The sequence below is a fragment of the Nonomuraea sp. NPDC049725 genome, from assembly GCF_040674795.1.
GTDB classification, from domain to species: domain Bacteria; phylum Actinomycetota; class Actinomycetes; order Streptosporangiales; family Streptosporangiaceae; genus Nonomuraea; species Nonomuraea ceibae.
The window spans coordinates 17,753-36,111 of sequence record NZ_JBFANJ010000027.1; the positions used below are offsets into that span (position 1 = coordinate 17,753).

At 71.0% G+C, this 18,359-nt stretch carries 20 protein-coding genes; 8 read left to right on the plus strand and 12 right to left on the minus strand.

What is annotated here, in order from left to right; genetic code table 11:
* Window positions 1–3 precede the first annotated feature (3 nt).
* Complete coding sequence (locus AB0J53_RS42295) at window positions 4–996, minus strand: phosphatase PAP2 family protein (protein WP_364183220.1); 993 nt, start codon at window positions 994–996, stop codon at window positions 4–6.
* Complete coding sequence (locus tag AB0J53_RS42300; protein ID WP_364183223.1) at window positions 997–2,226, minus strand: aminotransferase class I/II-fold pyridoxal phosphate-dependent enzyme; 1,230 nt, start codon at window positions 2,224–2,226, stop codon at window positions 997–999.
* Between the two features lie 204 nt (window positions 2,227–2,430).
* Between AB0J53_RS42300 and AB0J53_RS42305 the strand changes: the two genes are divergently transcribed.
* The 3 genes from AB0J53_RS42305 (at window position 2,431) to AB0J53_RS42315 (ending at window position 4,980) form a co-directional block, all read left to right on the plus strand.
* Window positions 2,431–2,697, plus strand: a complete 267-nt coding sequence (locus AB0J53_RS42305; RefSeq protein ID WP_364183226.1) for a phosphopantetheine-binding protein — start codon at window positions 2,431–2,433, stop codon at window positions 2,695–2,697.
* 187 nt (window positions 2,698–2,884) lie between these two features.
* Window positions 2,885–3,991 carry a hypothetical protein gene (locus tag AB0J53_RS42310; RefSeq protein WP_364183229.1) on the plus strand — a complete coding sequence of 369 codons (1,107 nt, stop codon included), beginning with the start codon at window positions 2,885–2,887 and terminating at the stop codon, window positions 3,989–3,991.
* Window positions 3,988–4,980: an NAD(P)-dependent oxidoreductase gene (locus AB0J53_RS42315; RefSeq protein WP_364183232.1), complete on the plus strand. Its 993-nt coding sequence runs from the start codon at window positions 3,988–3,990 to the stop codon at window positions 4,978–4,980. The genes AB0J53_RS42310 and AB0J53_RS42315 overlap by 4 nt, the downstream gene beginning before the upstream one ends.
* A gap of 177 nt (window positions 4,981–5,157) precedes the next feature.
* On the opposite strand, the gene AB0J53_RS42320 is transcribed toward AB0J53_RS42315, so the two are convergent.
* From AB0J53_RS42320 to AB0J53_RS42330, 3 genes are read right to left on the minus strand one after another with little or no spacing between them, the layout of a single operon-like run.
* Entirely contained in the window at window positions 5,158–5,571 is a 414-nt protein-coding gene (locus AB0J53_RS42320) for an SDR family NAD(P)-dependent oxidoreductase (RefSeq protein WP_364183235.1), read from the minus strand.
* Complete coding sequence (locus tag AB0J53_RS42325) at window positions 5,568–6,548, minus strand: alpha/beta fold hydrolase (RefSeq protein ID WP_364183237.1); 981 nt, start codon at window positions 6,546–6,548, stop codon at window positions 5,568–5,570. The genes AB0J53_RS42320 and AB0J53_RS42325 overlap by 4 nt, the downstream gene beginning before the upstream one ends.
* A complete protein-coding gene (locus AB0J53_RS42330; protein WP_364183240.1) occupies window positions 6,545–7,468 on the minus strand; it encodes a zinc-binding dehydrogenase in 924 nt (307 codons plus the stop codon). Before AB0J53_RS42330 ends, AB0J53_RS42325 begins: the two co-directional genes overlap by 4 nt.
* Before the next feature lie 88 nt (window positions 7,469–7,556).
* Here AB0J53_RS42330 and AB0J53_RS42335 point away from each other — a divergent pair, with 88 nt between their 5' ends.
* On the plus strand, window positions 7,557–8,489 hold the full coding sequence (locus AB0J53_RS42335; RefSeq protein WP_364183243.1) for a LysR family transcriptional regulator: 933 nt from the start codon (window positions 7,557–7,559) through the stop codon (window positions 8,487–8,489).
* A gap of 1,001 nt (window positions 8,490–9,490) precedes the next feature.
* On the opposite strand, the gene AB0J53_RS42340 is transcribed toward AB0J53_RS42335, so the two are convergent.
* The gene (locus AB0J53_RS42340; protein ID WP_364183246.1) at window positions 9,491–10,210 is read right to left on the minus strand and encodes an MBL fold metallo-hydrolase; all 720 of its coding nucleotides are present in this window, start codon (window positions 10,208–10,210) and stop codon (window positions 9,491–9,493) included.
* A 34-nt stretch (window positions 10,211–10,244) separates the two neighbouring features.
* Window positions 10,245–10,805: an isochorismatase family protein gene (locus AB0J53_RS42345; RefSeq protein ID WP_364183249.1), complete on the minus strand. Its 561-nt coding sequence runs from the start codon at window positions 10,803–10,805 to the stop codon at window positions 10,245–10,247.
* A gap of 49 nt (window positions 10,806–10,854) precedes the next feature.
* On the opposite strand from AB0J53_RS42345, the gene AB0J53_RS42350 reads away from it, so the two are divergent.
* Complete coding sequence (locus AB0J53_RS42350) at window positions 10,855–11,307, plus strand: MarR family transcriptional regulator (RefSeq protein WP_364183252.1); 453 nt, start codon at window positions 10,855–10,857, stop codon at window positions 11,305–11,307.
* A gap of 290 nt (window positions 11,308–11,597) precedes the next feature.
* Here the strand turns inward: AB0J53_RS42350 and AB0J53_RS42355 are convergent, their stop codons facing one another.
* Genes AB0J53_RS42355 through AB0J53_RS42365 form a run of 3 tightly spaced genes read right to left on the minus strand, consistent with a single transcriptional unit; the run spans window position 11,598 to window position 13,384 of the window.
* On the minus strand, window positions 11,598–12,149 hold the full coding sequence (locus tag AB0J53_RS42355; RefSeq protein ID WP_364183256.1) for a GNAT family N-acetyltransferase: 552 nt from the start codon (window positions 12,147–12,149) through the stop codon (window positions 11,598–11,600).
* On the minus strand, window positions 12,064–12,720 hold the full coding sequence (locus AB0J53_RS42360) for a class I SAM-dependent methyltransferase (protein ID WP_364183258.1): 657 nt from the start codon (window positions 12,718–12,720) through the stop codon (window positions 12,064–12,066). The genes AB0J53_RS42355 and AB0J53_RS42360 overlap by 86 nt, the downstream gene beginning before the upstream one ends.
* A gap of 49 nt (window positions 12,721–12,769) precedes the next feature.
* Complete coding sequence (locus AB0J53_RS42365) at window positions 12,770–13,384, minus strand: TetR/AcrR family transcriptional regulator (protein ID WP_364183261.1); 615 nt, start codon at window positions 13,382–13,384, stop codon at window positions 12,770–12,772.
* 115 nt (window positions 13,385–13,499) lie between these two features.
* Between AB0J53_RS42365 and AB0J53_RS42370 the strand changes: the two genes are divergently transcribed.
* Both AB0J53_RS42370 and erm read left to right on the plus strand, forming a co-directional pair.
* Window positions 13,500–14,315 carry an SDR family NAD(P)-dependent oxidoreductase gene (locus AB0J53_RS42370; protein ID WP_364183264.1) on the plus strand — a complete coding sequence of 272 codons (816 nt, stop codon included), beginning with the start codon at window positions 13,500–13,502 and terminating at the stop codon, window positions 14,313–14,315.
* Between the two features lie 68 nt (window positions 14,316–14,383).
* Entirely contained in the window at window positions 14,384–15,496 is a 1,113-nt protein-coding gene (erm, locus tag AB0J53_RS42375) for a 23S ribosomal RNA methyltransferase Erm (RefSeq protein WP_364183267.1), read from the plus strand.
* 176 nt (window positions 15,497–15,672) lie between these two features.
* Here the strand turns inward: erm and AB0J53_RS42380 are convergent, their stop codons facing one another.
* Window positions 15,673–16,407, minus strand: coding sequence for an SDR family oxidoreductase (locus AB0J53_RS42380; protein WP_364183269.1), 735 nt, complete (start codon window positions 16,405–16,407; stop codon window positions 15,673–15,675).
* 116 nt (window positions 16,408–16,523) lie between these two features.
* Between AB0J53_RS42380 and AB0J53_RS42385 the strand changes: the two genes are divergently transcribed.
* On the plus strand, window positions 16,524–17,180 hold the full coding sequence (locus AB0J53_RS42385) for a TetR/AcrR family transcriptional regulator (protein WP_364183272.1): 657 nt from the start codon (window positions 16,524–16,526) through the stop codon (window positions 17,178–17,180).
* Window positions 17,181–17,453: 273 nt separating this feature from the next.
* On the opposite strand, the gene AB0J53_RS42390 is transcribed toward AB0J53_RS42385, so the two are convergent.
* Window positions 17,454–18,293, minus strand: a complete 840-nt coding sequence (locus AB0J53_RS42390) for a helix-turn-helix transcriptional regulator (RefSeq protein ID WP_364183275.1) — start codon at window positions 18,291–18,293, stop codon at window positions 17,454–17,456.
* Between the last annotated feature and the right edge of the window lie 66 nt (window positions 18,294–18,359).

Here is an 18,359-nt window from a genome sequence, read left to right on the forward strand (position 1 = left end):
ACATCATGGCCGATCAGCAGCGCGAGACCGAATGCGGCAGCGGCCAGCCAGAGCACGGCCCATCGGGACCGCGTGGACGCGGCGTATGACATGCGGGTTCTCCTTGCCGATGCGGCGCGTGAGGAATGTGGCGATGATCGCGACGGCCAGGCCGGCGGCCACGTCACTGACGTAGTGGTAGCGGCAGTAGACGACGGACGCCGTCAGGCTGCAGACGAGGATCAGGCACAGGCGGAAGGCGCCTTTGGACACCAGCGGGCGCATGGTGAGCAGTGCGGCCCAGGACATGGCGACGTGGGAGGACGGAAAGCAGGTTCCGAGCGGGTCCAGCTCCATGATGGCGGTCTGCACCCGGGTGACGAGGTAGCCGGGCAACCGATGGGTGCCGAACTCGCCGGCGAGCGCGTGTGACGGTCCTCGCAGCGGCACGAGCAGATAGCCCGGATAGCACAGGACGTGGGCCAGGACCTGGGCGGACATCAGCCGCGCCGCGTGCGGGATCCGCCCCCGGGCCACCAGCCACAACGCCGGGATCGACATGAGCAGGTAGTAGGAGAAATAGCTGGCCATCATCACTTCGGTCAGGACCGGCGTGACGTACCGATCCAGGGCGAGGTTCGGCACATCGCCGAACGCCCAGGTCTCCCAGGCGATGACGTCGGCGTCGACGTAGCGGCCGCGCAGGGCCGTGACATAACGCTCGGCGGAGGTGTACAGGTAGGGCTGCAGCGCCAGTGGGCACAAGATCCACAGGCCGGTCGACCATCGGTGCCGCGGAAAGCGATCGGCCAGCCCCGCACAGGCCAGCATGAGCCCGGCACAGCAGCCGAAGCCCGCCAGGAGCGCCGCGGCCCCGTCCACCCGCTCGGCGAAGACGGCCATGAAGGCGCAGACGGCAGCCAGAAAGCCGAGGAACAGCCAGGTCAGCGGCGCCTTGCGGGAGGCGCGCCAGGTGATCGGCGGGTCGTGCGGCGCAGACAGGGGCGCGTGGTCCATCTACGGTGTGAGAACCGATGCCGCGACGGTGTGGCCCGGCCGGGCGGGGATGAGGCCGAGGCGGCGACCGGCGGCGGCGCACGCGTCGACGATGCGTGCCAGGTTGGCGTCGGTGTGCGCGGCGGTGAGGCTGAGGCGGACGAGCGCCTTTCCGCCGGGGACCGCCGGAGGAACCATGGCGTTGGTGTAGATGCCCTCGGCCAGGAGTTCCTTGCACAGCCGAAGGCACATCAGCGTGTCTCCCACCTGCAGCGCTATGGCCGGCGTGATGCCCGGAGCAGTCGGGAGACCGAGGGCGGTCAGGTCGGCGCGCAGTTTCGCGGCGGCGGCCAGCACCCGGAGGCGGCGTTCGGGCTCGGTGCGGATGATGTGAAGCGCGGCTCGCGCGGCCGCGAGGCAGCCCGCCGGCAGCGACGCGGAGAACACGGCCGGTCGCCCGTGATGACGCAGGTAGTCGATGACGTGACCCGGGCCCGCGATGGCGCCGCCGAGGGTGCCGAAGCACTTGGAGAACGTCAGCGTCTGCAGGTCCACCGCCCCCTGCTGCCCGAAGTGTTCGGCGGCGCCCGTGCCACCGGCGCCGAGCAGGCCGGCGTCGTGGGCGCTGTCCAGGATGAGGCGGGCGCCGTGGGCGCGGCTGAGCCGCACCGCCCCGGGCACGTCGCACAGATCGCCCTCGGCGGAGAACATGCCCTCGCTGAGGATCAGCCGCCCTTGGCCGGTGCCGTCCTCCTCCAGCAGGCGCTCCAGGTGGGCCATGTCGTTGTGCCGGTAGCGCACCACTCTGGCCCGCCCGAGGCGGGTGGCGTCGACGAGCGAAGCGTGGATGAGCTGGTCGGTGTACACCACGTCGTCGGGGGTGAACAGCGCGGCGAGAGCGAGGTTCGCCTGGTAACCGGTGGACACCACCAGGGCCGCTTCCTTGCCCAGGAAGTCGGCGAGTTCGGCCTCCAGGTCCTCGTGCAGCCTCAGCGAGCCGTTGAGCAGGCGGGAGCCTGAGTTGCCGGCTCCGTGCCGGCCGATCGCGTCAGCGGCTGCGGCCTTGAGACGCGGATCCTGCGACAGGTCCAGGTAGTCGTTGGACCCGGCCATCAGCACGGCATGGCCGCCGATCACGACCTCCCCGTTCTCCAGCCGCTCCGTGATGGGGCGGAAATAGGGGTAGAGCCCCGTTTCGATCGCGAGCTGCTGGTCGGGGCGGGGCCGGCATTTGCCGAAGGCATCCAGCACGGGCTTCTGCTCTCTTTCACGGTCCGGCTACGTAACGTGATCGTGGTGCGTTGCGCGGGAAAGCTTTGCCCACTCCATACTGAACACGGACGCGCCTTTGCCAACCCTTTACCCTGCTCTCGTCACCGAGAGTCACGTTCTCGTCATACTGGGTGCTCGCTGGGCACCCAGGCCCCATCCCAGTCATCCGGAAGGACGTCCCCCGTGACCGACGAACAGATCTTCGAGGAACTGCGCTCCATCTGCGTACTCCTCCTGGGCGCCGACGCCGTGACGCTGACCCTTGACACGGATCTGCGCCGCGATCTGAAGGCGGACAGCCTCGAACTGGCCGAGCTGGCCGTGAGCGCCGAGGATCGGTTCGGGCTGATCCTCGATTTCGACGCCGCCATGCGCCTGCAGACGATGGCCGACGCCGTGTCACTCGTCCGGGCCGCCCTCGATCGCGACCGTCCAGTGCGAGCCGGCTGATGTTCTCTCGTCTTCGTGCCGCCGTCACCGCCTGAAAAGGCTGTGTGACACCTGTCCGGGAGTCGCTCCACCGCGGGCAGGATCATCGACCTGGTACGTCTCCCGCGCCCCCCGCGTCACCCGAACCCCGAAAGCAGCGCACGCCATGCCGTCCAGCCCTGCCGCGGTCGCACCCGCGCCCTGCCCCGTGCGTACACGCCGGGAGCTGAAGCAGTTCGTCGAGCTGCCGTACCGCCTCCATCGCGACGACCCGAACTTCGTGCCGCCGCTGCGCGGCGAGTGCCACCGCCTGCTCGACCGCAGGCGCAATCCGTTCTTCGCCTACGGCGAAGCCGAACTGTTCCTGGTTCGCGGCGGGCACGGCCGGGTGGTGGGCCGGATCGCCGCCGTGCACAATCCGCGCCACAACGACCGTCACGGAACCGGCGACGGCTTCTTCGGCCAGTTCGAGTGCGCCGACGACCCGGGTGTGGCGCGCGGCCTGTTCGAGGCAGCCGCCGGCTGGCTGCGCCGGCGCGGCCTGACCACCATGGTCGGGCCGGTCAACTTCACCACCAACGACGAGTGCGGCCTTCTCGTGGACGGCTTCGACAGGCCACCGTGCGTGCTCATGCCCTACAACCCGCCCCACTACCCGGCCCTCCTGGAGGCCGGCGGATTCACCAAGGCCAAGGATCTGCTGGCCTTCGACCACGACGGCGGCCCCTGCGGCGAGCGCATCACGCGCATCGCCGACAGCGTCGAGCGGCGTGCCGGGCTCCGCGTCCGGCCCATCGATCTGGCTCGCTTCGACGCCGAGGCTGCTCGCCTCAAGCACGTCTACGATCGCGCGTGGCAAGCCTCCTGGGGCTTCACTCCGATGACCGACGCCGAGTTCACCGCGATGGCCCGCAGGGTGCGCGCCATCGCGGATCCTTCACTCGTGCATCTGGCCGAGTGCGGTGACGAGCCCGTTGGCGTCATCCTCGCCCTGCCGGACCTCAACCAGGCCCTGCCGGTGGCGCAGGGCCGGCTGACCCGCTTCGGCCTGCCCCTCGGAGCCGCCCGGCTGGCCCGCGCGGCACGCGGGATCGACGGGGCGCGGCTGGTCCTGTTCGGCGTCGTCGCGGAACTCCGCGGTCGCGGGATCGAGACGGTGCTGCTCCGCCGCCTGCAGGAAGCGTTCACCGCCGGCGGCTACCGCGCGATCGAGTTCAGCTGGGTCCTGGAGGACAACGACACCATCACCCGGCTCATCTCCATGGCCGGCGCCACCCGCACCAAGACGTACCGGATCTACCGGCGCCCCCTATGACCCGATACCTCATCACCGGCGCGACCGGGTTCGTCGGGCAACGGCTGACCCGGATCATCCTCGCGCGCGGGCATGCCGTCATCGCCCTGGCCCGCCCCTCGGCACGCGCCCAAGCCCTGCGCCGGATCGGCGCCGAGGTGATCGACGGAGACCTGCGCACCGGAGCCGGTCTGCGTGCGGCCGTCGCCGAGGCCGACCGGGTGATCCATCTGGCCGCCCTGGTCAAAGCACGTACGGCCGTCGACTACTGGGCAGTCAACCGCGACGGCAGCGCCCGGCTGGCGCGTGAGCTGGCCGCGATGGCACATCCTCCCCGCCTGGTGGTCTGCTCGTCCCTGGCTGCCGCCGGTCCGCTCTCTCACTACGGCGCCAGCAAGCTCGGCGGGGAGCGGGCGGTGCGTGAGCACGCCGACCGGGTCCAGACCGTTGTCCTGCGGCCCGGCATCGTCTACGGCCCGGGCGAGCCAGGGCTGATCCCCGCCCTGATTCCCATGGTCAGGAGCGGGCTGGTGGTCAAGGCGGGCTTCGGGCCGCGCCGCTACTGCCTGCTCTACGTCGACGACCTGTGCGCCGCCCTTCTGGCCGCCGCCGAACTAGGCACCCCGTTGTCCACCGGCGATCCCCGCGCGGGCGTCTACGCGATCTGCGACGGGCGATCCTACGACTGGCCGGACATCTGCTCCGCCCTGGCCCGCGCGCTGGGCTGCCGGGAGCCCGCCATCCTGCCGATGCCCATGACCGTGATCCGCACGGCCGCCCGGCTGGCCGAACTCGCCGGCCGGCTCCGAGGCGGGGTGCCGGCCTTCAACTCCGACAAGACCCGGGAGATGAGCCGTACCCGCTGGGTGTGCCCGGCCGAGGACGTCGACACCGCCGTCCGCGAACTCGGCTACTCTCCCTCGACGCCGCTGCACCGCGGCCTGATCGCGGCAGTCCGGGCCCACACCCCCTCGCCTGCCCGCGGGCGCCGGCCGCGCCGCCGATCGTGATCAGCCCGGGGTGCCAAGGTCCGTGACACCGTGCTGAACCGCGAGTCTCCCGATATGCCTGGCAAAGTGTCGTTCATGGACACCGAACCTTTCCCCGCCGGCTCGCCGCCACCGCCCGCTTCACCCTCGGACTACCCCGCGCCTTCACCCTCTCGCCCGACGGCCGCCCCGAGCACCTCACCCGCCCCGGCGAGGTCCCCGAAGCAGAGCTGATCCGGCGCGAACGCGCCCGCGAGAGCACCACCGGCATCGTCGCCTACCCCACCGACGCCGCCCTCCGCACGGTGGTCTTCGCCGTCGACGGCCACCTGTGGGCCGTGACATCCCGGTCGACATCCCCGTGGACCCCGCCGCACGCACGGCTCCCCGCCCCGTCCCGGCCGCCGGTCCCGCGACCGACCCCACCGGGGCACGGGTCGCGTACGTCACCTGGGGAACGCCGGGCACGGCGGTGGGCTGGTCCGCGCGTTGCCGGGTGCGGCCGGTGACGATCACGTGGGCGCCTTCGGCGATGAGGCGGTGTGCGGCGGCCAGTCCCATGCCGCTCGTGCCGCCGGTGATCAGGGCGGCCTTGTCGGTGAAGCGTGTCATGCGAGTGCTGCAGAGATCCAGTCGGCGGCCGTGGCCAGCCAGTCGGGTCGGGCGTTGCCGAGCAGGTGGTCGCCATGTGGCAGCCACACGTAGTGCCCGTGCGGTGCCAGGCGGGCCAGCGGCTCGCCGTTGGTCACGCCGGGGATGACGTCCTGGCCGCCGTCGATGACCAGCAGCGGGCAGATGATCTGCGGGGCGAGGGCGGACACGTCCACCTGGCCGGCGAAGCGGCGGGCCGCCTCTTCGCCACCGGCCCGCTGGATGAGGAGATCCCGTACGGGAGGTGGCAGGTCGTCCCAGTGCAGCCGGAAGGGGCCGCTGACGGTGAGGGCGGCCGCGACGCGGCTCTCCCGGGCGGCGCTTTCCGCGACGTAGTAGCCGCCGAGGCTGAGCCCGACGAGTCCCACGTTCCGCGGGCGGAGTGTGTCGATGACCTGGCCGATCACGTGGTGGTAGTCGGCGCGGACGGTGCTGGTGGCAGCGAGCGCGCCCTGTCCCGGCCCGTCCATGGCGAACACGGCCAGGCCCCGGCGCAGCAGGGCGGTGACGAGGTCGTGGAACTCCTCCTTGCCGGAGTCCAGCCCCGGGACCACCACCACCGTCGCGGCGGCGTCAGCGGGGCCGCGCAGCCAGCCGGTGAAGCCCGGCCCTTCGATCCGGCGCGCCTGCGGCTCCAGCAACTCCAGCGCCCGTTCCATGGCGGTGTCGGCCTCGGCCGCCGCGAGCGCGCTCTGGCGGTTCGGTCCCAGGGTGGCGAAGTGGAACCAGCGCGCCGCCGCCCGGAGGTGCTCGCCTGTTGAGATCGCCGTGGCCGCCTGCCCGGCGCGCGCCACGTGCTCGCGCGCGGCGCGCATGAATGCCTCGCCCCACTGGTCCAGGTCCGTCAGTTCGCCGGTGACGCGCAGGTACTCGTGCGGGTCCAGCCCGGCTCCGGTGGCGCGTGACAGGTTGGCGGCGGCGAAGTCCGCGGCGCTCATCGCGATGCTCCGATCGTCAGTACGGCCTTGCCGCGGATGCGGCGTTCCCGCAGGTCGGTCAGGACATCGGCGGTCCGGCTCCAGTCGGCGATGCGGCCGATCTCGGGGTGCAGCCGCCTGCGGGCCGCCAGACGTACGAGGGTGGCCAGGTCAGGACCGTACGGCGTGCCCGCGTAGTGGAAGTGCCGGATCACGGCGTTCTGCGGCCCGGCCAGCAGGTCGAAGAAGTTCACCGTCGCAGGGGTACGGCTGGCCTGCCCGAACCACACCAGCAGGCCGGCCGGCGCCAGCCGGGCCAGCGCGGCCGGGAGCGCGTTGCCGCCGGTGGACTCCAGCACCACGTCGAACGGCCCGTCCGTCTCGTCCACGTCGTGCACGACCGCGGCGGCGCCCAGCTCGCGCAGGCGCGCGCCGCGCTCTGCCGTGGCGGTCACCGCGGTCACCTCCGCCCCGGCCGCGGCGGCGAGCTCGGTCAGGTAGTGCCCCACTCCCCCGGCGGCGCCGGTCAGCAGCACCCGCCTGCCCGTCACGGCGCCGGCAGCGCGAAGCAGCCGCAGCGCGGTGATCCCGGCCAGTGGCAGGGCGGCCGCCTGCACGGTGGCGAGCCCGTCGGGCAGGACGGCGATCGAGTGGGTGGGCACGGTCGCGTACTCGGCCCAGCCGCCCATGGGTGGATGGCCCACCACCCGGCTGCCGGCCGGTGGGCCCGAGCCGTCGGCGGCGGCCTGCACGACCAGTCCTGCGACGTCCTTGCCCGGCTGCAGACCGGGCTCCGGCGTTTCCAGCAGGAATGTCTCTCCGCGATTCGGGGAGAACGCCTCAACCTTGATCAGCACCTCGTCCGGGGCGGGCACGGGCTGTGCGGCCTGGGCGAACTCCACCGGCCGCGAGGCATCTCCCGTAGGGATCAATCTACGCATGCGGCCATGAAAGCGGCAGGCGGGTCGCCCGAGCCAACAACGGACGCGAGGAGCCGACAACCATAGGTTGTCGCCTATGGTGACAGCCGTGGACTTGGACCTGGCGCAGGTGCGCGCGTTCGTACAGGCGGCAGAAGGGCTGCACTTCGGCCACGCGGCCGAGGAATTGTCGATCTCCCAGCAGGCCCTGTCCAAACGGATCGCCCGCCTGGAGTCCACGCTCGGCAGGCGCCTGCTCGACCGCGGTGGCCAGGGGGTGCGCCTCACCGAGGCCGGCCGGCGCTTCTTGGAGCCCGCCCGGCAGGCGCTGGCCGCCGCCGACCTGGCCGTGGCGGCTGTGCTGGACACGCACCGCCCGTTGCGGATCGACGTGTGGGGCCACCTGTACGCGCCCATGCGCACCCTGGCCCAGGTGGCGACCGGCGAGCCGCGGCTGGAACTGGGCCACGGCCGAGACCTGCCGTCGGTGATCACCGCGCTGCTGCACGGCGACATCGACGCCGCCTTCGGCCGCGTCCACGCGCCGCTGCCCGCCGGGCTGACCCATCGCCTGGTACGGCTGGAACCCGTGGACGCCATCCTCCACGCCGATCACCCGCTGGCGAACGCGCCCGCGATCCGTCCGGCGCAGTTGCGCGACGGCGTACTGTGGACCCCCGGCGCGCTCCACCGGCTGGACTTCCTGCACCGCTTCGCCATGGCCTTCGGCATCCACCAGCACGCCGAAGGCACCAACCTGGGGCTGGACCGCTTCCTGGCCGATCTGGCAGCCGACATGCACCGCTTCAGCCTGCTGCCCGCAGACATACCCCTCCCACCGCACCCGGCGATCCGCTCGATCCCGCTGGTCGACCCCACACCGCTGTACGCCTGGTCACTGCTCTGGCGCGACAACGGCGGCCACCCACTGCTGGACACCTTGACAAGCGCCTTCGTGACGGAGGCCGAGCGCAACCGATGGCTGGAACACGATCCCGCCCGCGATTGGCTACCCGAACGCCACAGCACGGACGCCGGCTAAGGCGATCGCGTAGTTAGCAGGCGGCGCAGAAACATGAGGTGGGGCCAGGACCACCGCACCGTCCCGTCCGGAGGTCCGCTCACGCCGCGGTGAGATCGAGCCGGGCCTCCATGTCCGTAGGGGCTCACATGAGCCCAGAACAGCGGGCTGAGGGCTCACCGGTCCTCCTCCGTCAGCTTGCCGGCCCACTGCGGATCTCGCGGAACGGCCTGAAGGAGCTGGGTATCAAGGAACCCCGACGAGGACCCCAGTGCGCTCCGTCATGGCTGATCAGAACCAGTTCGTCGGCGGCGGTCACGCAGATGCCGGCGGCTCCGTGAGGCCTGTCTTGATGTCATGTCTCTCTTCCCTGGAAAGGGGAAGAGGCGTTGGCCGCAGGCGGACCAGGCATCCTGCACGTCGAGCGCCTGGGGCTATGGTGCTGGCGGCGGGACCGGCGGGCCTGCTACCAGTTCGCCTTCTCAAGGGCGACATTGACCACATGGCGCTGGCTGCTCGGACACCACTTGTAGCTGTAGTTCCCGGGATACGCCCAGTTCCCGCGATAGAGGGTCCCCCAGCCATTGGAAGGATCGGCCGTGCAGTAGGCCAGGACCCTGAAATGCCCCGTACCGCCGGTGCATCTGGCTCCGCCTCCCTCCGAGCTGCCGCTGTACGCCTTCCACACTGAGCACCCGGTAGGTGCGGCGACAGCGGGACTTGGCGTAGTGACGATGAAGGCACTGACGATCAGAGTGAGCGACGCGGCAATTTTGCGCATGCAGGATCTCCTCGCTGGTGCTTGACGCTTGTGAGTGGTGGCGACGCTAGCAATGAGAGGTATGTCGAAGGTATGTCGAAGCGTGTGGGCTGACGGGTCCCGCCGGGGTCGATCTGGCCGCGCCGGAGGCCGGGTCAGGCGTCGCTCGGGCCCGACCGCCAGCCGACGGGCCTGCAGCGGGCCGGGCGGCAGGGACGCGACCGGAAGAAGCTGACCGGCTGAAGATCCCCCACCTCACCGGTCAAGCCGCAGCCCCTGCGGACCGAACCGCCTCGCTCACTTGAGGTGGCGAGGTGCGCCAGGGGGCGCCGTGGCCGGGGAGAACCCACGAGGCCGGCAGCCCAGTGATGCGGTTCAGGGAGGAGAGTGCTGTGGCCGGGTCGTCGGTGAAGGGCGCCGCCTGGGGGCCTTCACGCCCGGTGAGGACGTGCCGCGTGGTCAGGGCGTCGCCGACGAAGAGCGCGTCGGCGATCGGGACGTGCACCGCCACGCTTCCCGGGGAGTGCCCCGGCATGCCCACGATCACCGGACTCCCGGGCAGGTCCAGGACGTCGCCATCGGCGATCGTGGTGACCTCGCTGACGTAGCGGGTGCGCAGGCCGTTCTTGCGGATGGCGTAACCGAAGAAGCCGAGCGTCGGGCCGAGACGCATGGGGCCCCACGCGGTCTTGGGCTTTTCTCCCGTACGGGTGCGGGCCGCGTCGGCGGCATGCACGAACACCGGTACGCCGTGTTCGCTGCGCAGGCGCTCGGCGAACCCGATGTGGTCGGAGTCGCCGTGGGTCAGCACCAGCCCGCGGATGTCGTCGACGGACTTGCCGAGCGAACGGAGTTCGGCCTGCAGATCCCGCCAGTGGCCGGGCAGCCCCGCGTCGATGAGCGTGATGCCCTCGTCGGTGTCGACGAGGTAGCACGCCACGACATCATTGCCGAGGCGGTGCAGATGAGCTGCGAGTTTCATAGGACCTCTTTCTGAAGACGCGGTCGGGGAGCGGCTAGGACTGTGGTCGCCGGCCGATCAGGTCGTGCAGTGCGGTGATGACGGTGCGGCCGGTGGGGTCCGTGAAGTCGCGCACCATGCTCGTGACGAAGCCCGCCACCGACGTCACCGTGCCGCCCGCGGCCTCGATCTGGCGAAACGCGGCGTTCTCCGTACGCTCCGACATGCCGCCGCACGCGTCGACCGGGACGATCACGTCATAGCCGTCGGCCAGGGCGTCGAGCGCGGTGTGAAGGACCACGATCTCCGAGGTCACGCCGCAGATGACCAACGTCTTGCGGCACTCGGCGGCGATGGCCGCGCGCCATGCCCGGTCGTCCCAGCAGCACGGCCCGCCGCGCACGAATGGGGGCGTTTCGGGAAGTTCGACGATGACGCCGGGCCCGTCGGGCCTGGGCGCGACCGACACGGAGAACGGGATGTCCAGCGCCTGCGCGACCTTGGCGAGCACCCCGGCCGAACGCCTGATGATCTCTGGGCTGTTGGTGCCGCTCAGGGCCACGATGCTGTCCTGCAGATCGGCGAAGACGATCTGCGCAGTGCGATGGTCGAGCATTGTTCTCATCTCAAATCGTTCACACTCTGAATGATTTAATGACGGTAGCATGCTGTTGGTGAACGATGTCAAGTTGACCGAGACGCTCAGCTTCCGGCTAGGCGCCGTGGGCGCCCTGGTCGCCGATCAGTACGCGGAAGCTCTGGCCGTCCACGGCCTGAAGCCCAAGCATGTCGGCCTGCTGGGAGTCCTCGACCTGGGATTGGCCGCCTCGCAGCTCGAGATCGCCAAGCTGATGCGGGTGGCGCCCAGCCTCGTCGTGGCCCTTGCCGACCACCTCGAGTCCATGGGAGCCGTCGAGCGCCTCCGCGACCCCGCCGACCGCCGCCGCCAGATCCTGAGCCTCACCGGCCAGGGACGCGACCTCCTCGCGGAATGCACGGCCATGGCGCTCACCCTCGACGCGAAGCTCGCCGCCGGCCTCACCTCGTCCCAGCAGGGCGCACTGAGCGCGGCCCTCGGTCACCTGGCGGCCTCCCACGGCCTGCCCGTACGCGAATGATCAGACGCTGCGGCGCGAAGGGCCTCGTCGTCCTCGACGGAGCGCCAGTTCCGGCAGGTGAACGGGCGCCGGTCGGGATCGAGGAGCACGCGGACGACGCCCTCGGGGTCGCCACGAGTTGCCGGACGATCCCCGGGGTTAAACGCGTACAGCTTTCTGTGGTCGCTCGTCCGGCCCTGACCAGGAGCGCGACAAGTCGAGGTCTCCGATCTCGGAGAACCGCCTTGGCCGCGATCACGGTGCATGAGCTGGTGGCTGCTATCACCGCCGGGCAGGTCCCGATTCCCCTTTCACTCAGCCCGGTGATGCCGCCAGGTGTGGAGGGGATGTCGGCTGCCTGCCCGCGTGACGGGGGTGGCGGCGGTGAGCGCGAAACCGGCGCTGTGGGCTACGGCGACACTGCCCCGGTTCTCTTGGGTGATGCGCAGGAGGACGTGATCCATCCCCAGGACGTCGTACGCGTAGCCGGTGATCAGCTGCACTGCGCGGGTGGCCAGGCGTCGCCGGCGGTGGCGCGGGCCGACGGCGTAGGCGAGTTCGGCCTCGCCGGGGCTCCCGGTCCGGAAGAGCAGGATCTCGCCCATGGGTGCGTCACCGTCGGCGGTGATGGCCAGTTGGACGTACAGGCCGTCGGAGCGGCGCTGCCGGGCCTGGGCCAGGTACGCGCGGGCGGCTTCTTGGTCGAAGGGGAAGCGCAGCGGGGTCCAGAGGTCGACCTGAGGGTCGTTGAACAGCTCGACCATCACGGACACGTCGTCATCGGTCCACTCCCGCAGGACGAGTCCGAGACCGGTGAGGCGGATGTCGGCGGGCAGGGCGGCTGGGATGTCGTCTGCGCTCATGACGGCATCCTGGTCGAGTTGTCGGCGAGAACACAGGCTGCGGGCGGGTCGATGTCGAGGACCTCGACCCGGGGGTGGGCGAAGCCGGCCTCGGTGAGCAGGTCCTGGAGCTGGAGTTGACGGCGAGGATGGCGTCGAGCGGATGGTCGAAGCCCGGCAGCTGGTCCACGGACGCTTGCGTGAGGTGGACGCGGTGAGCCCGGACGGCGGCGGCGTTGCGCCGGCGGGCCTGGCCGACCATGACCTGTGAGTGGTCGACACCGTAGACGTGGCCCCGGGTGGCCAGGCGGGCGAGCTCGGCGATGGCGAGGCCTACTGCATGGCGTACGCGCTCACCCGGATGCCCAAGCGTCTGCGCGGCGTGCTGATGGTCGTTACCGCCGGATCCGTTCCGCGTCTCTCTGACACCCGACACGCGGTACGCATGCTGTCCTGGAGATGCTGCTGGAGGTGCCCGAAGGCTGGCGCTCCTCGGATCTGGAACGCCGGCGCGAGGGCCCGGGGCGCCTCGGGCAGGAATGCGCTTGAGCTCGCCACGGAAATCCTCGGAGTGGGGCTGGAGGTGCCGCACCGGCGGATGGTCGATTCGGCGGCCGTGACCTCAAGGCGGGCCGCATTGATCATTGGGCAGAACCGCCGATGCCCGGTCGCATGGCTTTGAGGAAGGCGTCGACGAGGGCGTCGGCGTACTGCGGGGTGAGCGGGCCGGAGCGGAGCAGCCAGCGCTGGTAGACAGGGCCGTACAGCAGCTCCAGAGCCAGGTCGAGGTCGGCGTCGGGGGCGAGTTGGCCGGCTTGCTGGGCGCTGCGCAGCCGGGCCTTCTTGGCCTCGTCGACCGGCCCGGCCAGTTTCTCGCGGTATTGGGCGGCGAGTGCCGAATCGTTGATGATCTCGGTGTTGAGCGCGCGGATCGGCCCCTCGAACGCGGGATCGGCGAACTCGGCCACCGTCGCCCGCATGACCACCCTGAGGTCGGCCTTCAGATCGCCGGTGTCGGGCAGCGCCATGTCCTGGTCCGGCCCGCTCTCGCTGAGCGCCAGGAAGGCGTCCAGGACCACCGCGCCCTTGGAGGGCCACCAGCGGTAGATCGTCTGCTTGCCCACGCCGGCCCGGGTCGCGATGGCCTCGATGGTCAGCTTGGCGTATCCCACCTCGGAGACCAGCTCGCGGGCGGCGGTCAGGATGGCCTGCCGGGAGCGCTGGTTGCGGCGCGCGGGGTTGGGCTGCTTGGCCATGTGCCGGATCATAACACCCTTGCGAGGCGAGACGTACCGTCTTGACACTATGGCAAGGCGAGACGTACCGTCTTGCTTCGTTACAGCTGAACCCGAACACGAGGAGGTGGAGCCCATGACCCGGGTGTGGTTCATCACGGGCGCGTCACGAGGACTGGGCCGGGCGTTCACGGAGGCGGCGCTGCAAACGGGCGACCGGGTGGTCGGGGCCGCGCGCAACGTCGAGCCGCTCGCCGATCTGGCCCGGCGCCATCCCGGCGACCTGGTACCGCTGCCGCTCGACGTCACCGACCGCGCGGCCGTGTTCGCGGGCGTGGATCGGGCGGCAGCGGCCTTCGGCAAGCTCGACATCGTGGTCAACAACGCCGGCGTCATGCTCCTGGGCATGCTGGAGGAGGCGACGGAAGAGCAAATCAGATCCCACTTCGACGTCAACCTGTTCGGCGCGATCTGGGTCACCCAGGCCGTACTCCCCCACCTGCGCTCCCAGGGCTCCGGCCGCATTCTGCAAGTCACCACGATGGGCACCGGCGGCGGCTTCCCCATGGTCGGCCTGTACGCGGCCGGCAAGTCGGCGCTCGACTCGGTCTCCGAGGCCGTGGCGGGAGAGGTCGAGCAGTTCGGCATCAAGCTGACCATCGTGCAGATGGGCGGCTACGACACCGGCCTGTTCACCACGGGCACCACGATGACCGCATCCGCCCCGCACTATCAGGAGCTGCGCGACAAGCTGATCGAGATGTGGGGCGATGAGGCCGGTCCCGCCCCGGAGACCGCCGCTCCGGTGATCATGGAGCTGGTGGACCTGCCGGAGCCGCCGCGGCGTCTCATCGTCGGCGCCGCGTCCTACGACATGGTCCAGCAGGACCTCCAGGACCGGGTGGCGGAGTACCGTGCCTGGGAGCACCTCAGCCGCAGAGCGCCGGGATGACCCGCGCAGGACGAACAGAGCACGCCTGCCGGGGCGCTCCCGACGGAACACTCCGGCAGGGCGGGACGGTGGCGCGTGATCCCGCCTTCGGTGACCGGCCATCCTCCCGGACCACGAGCAGGGCCGGCGGCGCCCGCACCACCGCGGACCGGGCGCGGCGCACGCTCTCACAGAACTTCGTGGTCGACCGCCAGGCCATCGATCTCGTGATCAGGGCAGCAGACCCGGCGGGGCTGGTGCTGGAGCCGGGGGCGGGCGCTGGAGCACTGACCTTGGCACTGGCCGGTGCGGGCGTGCGAGTGATCGGCTACGAGATCGATCCGCGCCTGGCCCGGCGGCTGGCCGCACGCACACGCGACGATCCCCATGTCGCGGTGGTGCACGGCGACTTCACCACCGCGACGGTGCCAGGACGGCCGTTCGCGGTCGTGGGGAACATACCGTACTCGGCGACGTCGAAGATCGTGAGCTGGTGCTTGGGGGCGCCGTCCCTGACCTCGGCCACGCTGCTCACCCAGCGCGAGTACGCCCGCAAACGCGCGGGCGGCTACGGCCGCTGGAGCCGCGTGACCGTGCGGTCGTGGCCATGGTTCCACTGGCGGCTCGGCCCCACGGTGAACCGGAGGTCCTTCCGGCCGGTACCGTCGGTCGACTCGGCGATCCTGCGGATCGAGCGTAGGCCCGAACCTTTGGTACGCGGCCGCCGCACCTACCAGGAACTGGTCGAGCTGGGCTTCAGCGGGCTCGGCGGCTCGGTGCGCGCCTCGCTGAGGACGCGTCACCGAGGAGTGGACGCCGCCCTGGCGGCGGCCGGCGTGTCTCGTGACGCCGCCGTCGGACACGTTCACCCAGACCAGTGGATCGCGCTGTGGCAGCGCGATCCACTGGTGACCCGCCCCGAGTCTCCGGCTGATCATGATCGCGGCCACGGCAGCGCGATGCTCAAGCAGGCCGACTGGAATGGCCCCGGAGATCGCTTACATCACGGCCGAGTTCCCCCGATACGAGGCGCGCGTCGCGAGGAGGCCGGCGAGATCCGGACGCCCGCCAGCGGCACGCCCTTGCCTCCCTGCTGGCCGCAGGCGCTCCCACCTACGAAGACCCCGTCACCTCCAGCCGTCGGCTCCCCCTCGACCGCGCGGGCATCACTACGCTGCTGCACACAGCGCCAGCCCGGCTGAGCGCAAGGCGCACCGGGCGTACCCCGCCCGCGTCGCAGCCGTCGAGGCCACCCGACTGCATGGGTCATGAATTGCGGAAACCCGCACAACGCCGCTCTGCTAACGGGACTTTTCGTTCGGATGCTCGTCATGCCCCGACGCCGGCATCGACGTCGCCTTCGGCGCCTTGCCAGTGGTCAGACCTGGCCGATCCCGCCGTCGACGGGCAGGTCGATGCCGGTGACGAAACTCGAGTCGGCGGAGGCCAGGAAGAGCGCCGCGGTGGCGATCTCATGCTCGTCACCGAGGCGGCCGACAGGCACCCGCGAGGCGATCTGCTCCTTGAACCCCGGCGGGAGGTCCGCGAACGCGGCGGTGTCGATCGCGGCGGGGCTGAGGACGTTGACCCGGATTCCGCGCTGCTTCAAGTCGGTGGTCCAGGTTCGGGCGAACGACCGCAGCGCCGCCTTGCTCGCCGCGTAGACGGTCGTTCCCGGATCGCCCTTGTCCGCGGCGCCCGACCCGATGAGCACGATCGAGGCGCCGTCAGACAGCAATGGCAGCAGTTTCTGCACGGTGAAGAACGTCCCCCGCACGTTCACCCCGAACACGGCGTCGAACGACTGCTCGGTCACGTCGCCGATGTGCTCGTTCCACGTCCAGACGCCGGCGCTGGCGATGAGCACGTCCACCCGGCCCGCTTCGACGGCCACGACCTCGGCCAGGCGGGTCACGTCGGAGATCTGGCCGACGTCGCCGAGCACGCCGGTCACGCCGTGGCCGATGGCGGCCACCGCCGCGTCCAGCCGGTCCTGGCGGCGGCCGGTGATGAACACGTGCGCGCCTTCCTGGACGAACAGCTTCGCCGTCGCCAGTGCCAGCCCAGAGGTTGCGCCGGTGATCACCGCGACCTTCCCGCCGAGCTTCGCCATGTCGCTCTCCCCTGCCTTGAAAAATGAGCATGCTCTCATTTTGAGTGCTGCTCACTGTAGCGAAAATGAGAGCACCCTCAAAGTTGAGACGTATCGCACTTTGCTACGGTGACCTCATGCCTGCCGCAGGGAACCCGCTGCCCGCTCGCCGGGATGCCCGCCGCAACCGCGAGCGGCTGCTCGAGTGCGCCCGAAGCGCGTTCGCAGGGCAGGGCGCACAGGCCGCCCTCGACGGCATCGCACGCGAGGCGGGCCTGGTCGTCGGCACCCTCTACCGGCACTTCCCGACGCGCCTGGACCTGCTGTGCGCGGTGCTCGAGCCGAAGCTGCGCCACGTGATCGAGGAGGTGGAGGCCGCGCTCGGCCTGGAGGATCCGTGGCAGGCCTTCCGCGGCCTGCTCGAAGTCCTGTGTACGGCCCAGGCCGGGGACCGGGCGTTCGCCGACTTCCTGGCGCGGCGTTTCCCCGGCGACGACCGCACCGAGACGGCGCACAGTGAGATCTGCGCGCTCGCGCAACGGGTGCTGGCGCGGGCGCAGGCGGCCGGCGTCGTCCGCCCGGACGTCACCGGCGCCGACCTCTTCCTGCTGTTGTGGGCGAGCAGCACGGTAGCCGAGGCCACCCGGCACGCCGCCCCGTCACTGTGGCGGCGCCACGTGCACCTGGCGCTGGACGGGTTCCGGGCGCCGGACCGGCTCGACCTGGGAGAACCCGCGTGGGACGCGGACCGGCTCTGCCGCGCGATCGCCACCGGGCCATCGTGGCAGCCATGACGAAGCTTGTGATCGCGGTTCCGCTGGTCTTCCTTCTGGCCGTGCTCGGGTGAAGCGCGCGCTCGCCGCGCCCGGATCCGCAAGGAAGACCAGGACAAGCTGTCCCGGCCACGCGCCGACGTCAACGCCCTCGTCCTCGTCGTCGACCAGTCGACTCTGGGGAACCGGCAACTATACGGCGGGCGACTCAAACTGATCACGGTCGACCGCTGGCCGTACGTACGCCCACCGACCGAAAGGGACACCAGGCTCAGCTCACACGGTGGCTTCGATCTACGTGCCGCGTGCGGCGAGCCGGGCGAGCGCGGCGGCGCTGGGGCTGCCCGGACGCGCGGTGTAGATCACCATCCGCAGATCGGTGCCGGGCAGCAGCAGAGTCTGGCAGTCCAGCTCCAGCACGCCCAGCTCGGGGTGGTGCAGGTGCTTGCGCAGCGTCGGTATGGGGCGTACCTCGTGGTTGCGCCAGCTGGCGGCGAAGTCGGGGCTGTGCGCGGCGAACTCGTTGACCAGCTCGCCGAGTACGCGTTCGGCCGGGTGACGGGCGCTGGCCGCGCGCAGCTGGGCGGCGGTCTGCCGGGCGTACTCGCCCTGCGAGCCGTCGGCGGCCGAGCAAAGGGTGCCGTTCAGCCGGATGGACAGCCGCACGGCGTTGCGTTCCTCAGCGGGCAGCGACCCGAAGTCGGTGATCAGGTCGGCTGCCGCGCCGTTCCAGGCCACGATGTCCTGGCGTTCGTCGGTGAGGTAGGCGGGCACCGGCCCGAGCCGGTCCAGCAGCTCGCGGGCGAAGGCGGGCACCGGCGCCCGGCCGGTCTCCGGGGCGGGCGGGGCCTGCCCGGCCAGCCGCGCCAGGTGCTCGCGCTCGGCGTCGGTGAGCCGCAGCGCCGTGCCGAGCGCGGCTATGACCTGCGGGGACGGATGCGGAGCGCGGGCCTGCTCAAGCCGTTCGTAGTAGCTGGTGGAGACCCCGGCCAGCGTGGCCACCTCTTCGCGGCGCAGGCCGGGAGTACGGCGGGCGCGGCGGCCTGGCGGGTGGACGGCCGTGGCCGGCAGCTGGTCCGGGCGCAGCGCCTCCCGCCGGCGACGGAGAAAGTCGGCCAGTTCAGCTCTGCTCACCCGTCCAGGCTGCCACAGTGGCGGCCGCCTTAGCCACGGACCAGGGGTCCGGGGCTTACCCGTCCG

Excerpts from the sequence above, each read along its gene's own strand:
- AB0J53_RS42340 (WP_364183246.1), bottom strand. The coding sequence starts at position 10,210 with ATGAAACTCGCAGCTCATCTGCACCGCCTCGGCAATGATGTCGTGGCG.
- AB0J53_RS42365 (WP_364183261.1), bottom strand. The coding sequence starts at position 13,384 with ATGGCCAAGCAGCCCAACCCCGCGCGCCGCAACCAGCGCTCCCGGCAG.
- AB0J53_RS42345 (WP_364183249.1), bottom strand. The coding sequence starts at position 10,805 with ATGCTCGACCATCGCACTGCGCAGATCGTCTTCGCCGATCTGCAGGAC.
- AB0J53_RS42370 (WP_364183264.1), top strand. The coding sequence starts at position 13,500 with ATGACCCGGGTGTGGTTCATCACGGGCGCGTCACGAGGACTGGGCCGG.
- AB0J53_RS42330 (WP_364183240.1), bottom strand. The coding sequence starts at position 7,468 with ATGCGTAGATTGATCCCTACGGGAGATGCCTCGCGGCCGGTGGAGTTC.
- AB0J53_RS42320 (WP_364183235.1), bottom strand. The coding sequence starts at position 5,571 with ATGACACGCTTCACCGACAAGGCCGCCCTGATCACCGGCGGCACGAGC.
- AB0J53_RS42350 (WP_364183252.1), top strand. The coding sequence starts at position 10,855 with ATGCTGTTGGTGAACGATGTCAAGTTGACCGAGACGCTCAGCTTCCGG.
- AB0J53_RS42315 (WP_364183232.1), top strand. The coding sequence starts at position 3,988 with ATGACCCGATACCTCATCACCGGCGCGACCGGGTTCGTCGGGCAACGG.
- AB0J53_RS42380 (WP_364183269.1), bottom strand. The coding sequence starts at position 16,407 with ATGGCGAAGCTCGGCGGGAAGGTCGCGGTGATCACCGGCGCAACCTCT.
- AB0J53_RS42295 (WP_364183220.1), bottom strand. The coding sequence starts at position 996 with ATGGACCACGCGCCCCTGTCTGCGCCGCACGACCCGCCGATCACCTGG.
- AB0J53_RS42385 (WP_364183272.1), top strand. The coding sequence starts at position 16,524 with ATGCCTGCCGCAGGGAACCCGCTGCCCGCTCGCCGGGATGCCCGCCGC.
- AB0J53_RS42355 (WP_364183256.1), bottom strand. The coding sequence starts at position 12,149 with ATGAGCGCAGACGACATCCCAGCCGCCCTGCCCGCCGACATCCGCCTC.
- AB0J53_RS42325 (WP_364183237.1), bottom strand. The coding sequence starts at position 6,548 with ATGAGCGCCGCGGACTTCGCCGCCGCCAACCTGTCACGCGCCACCGGA.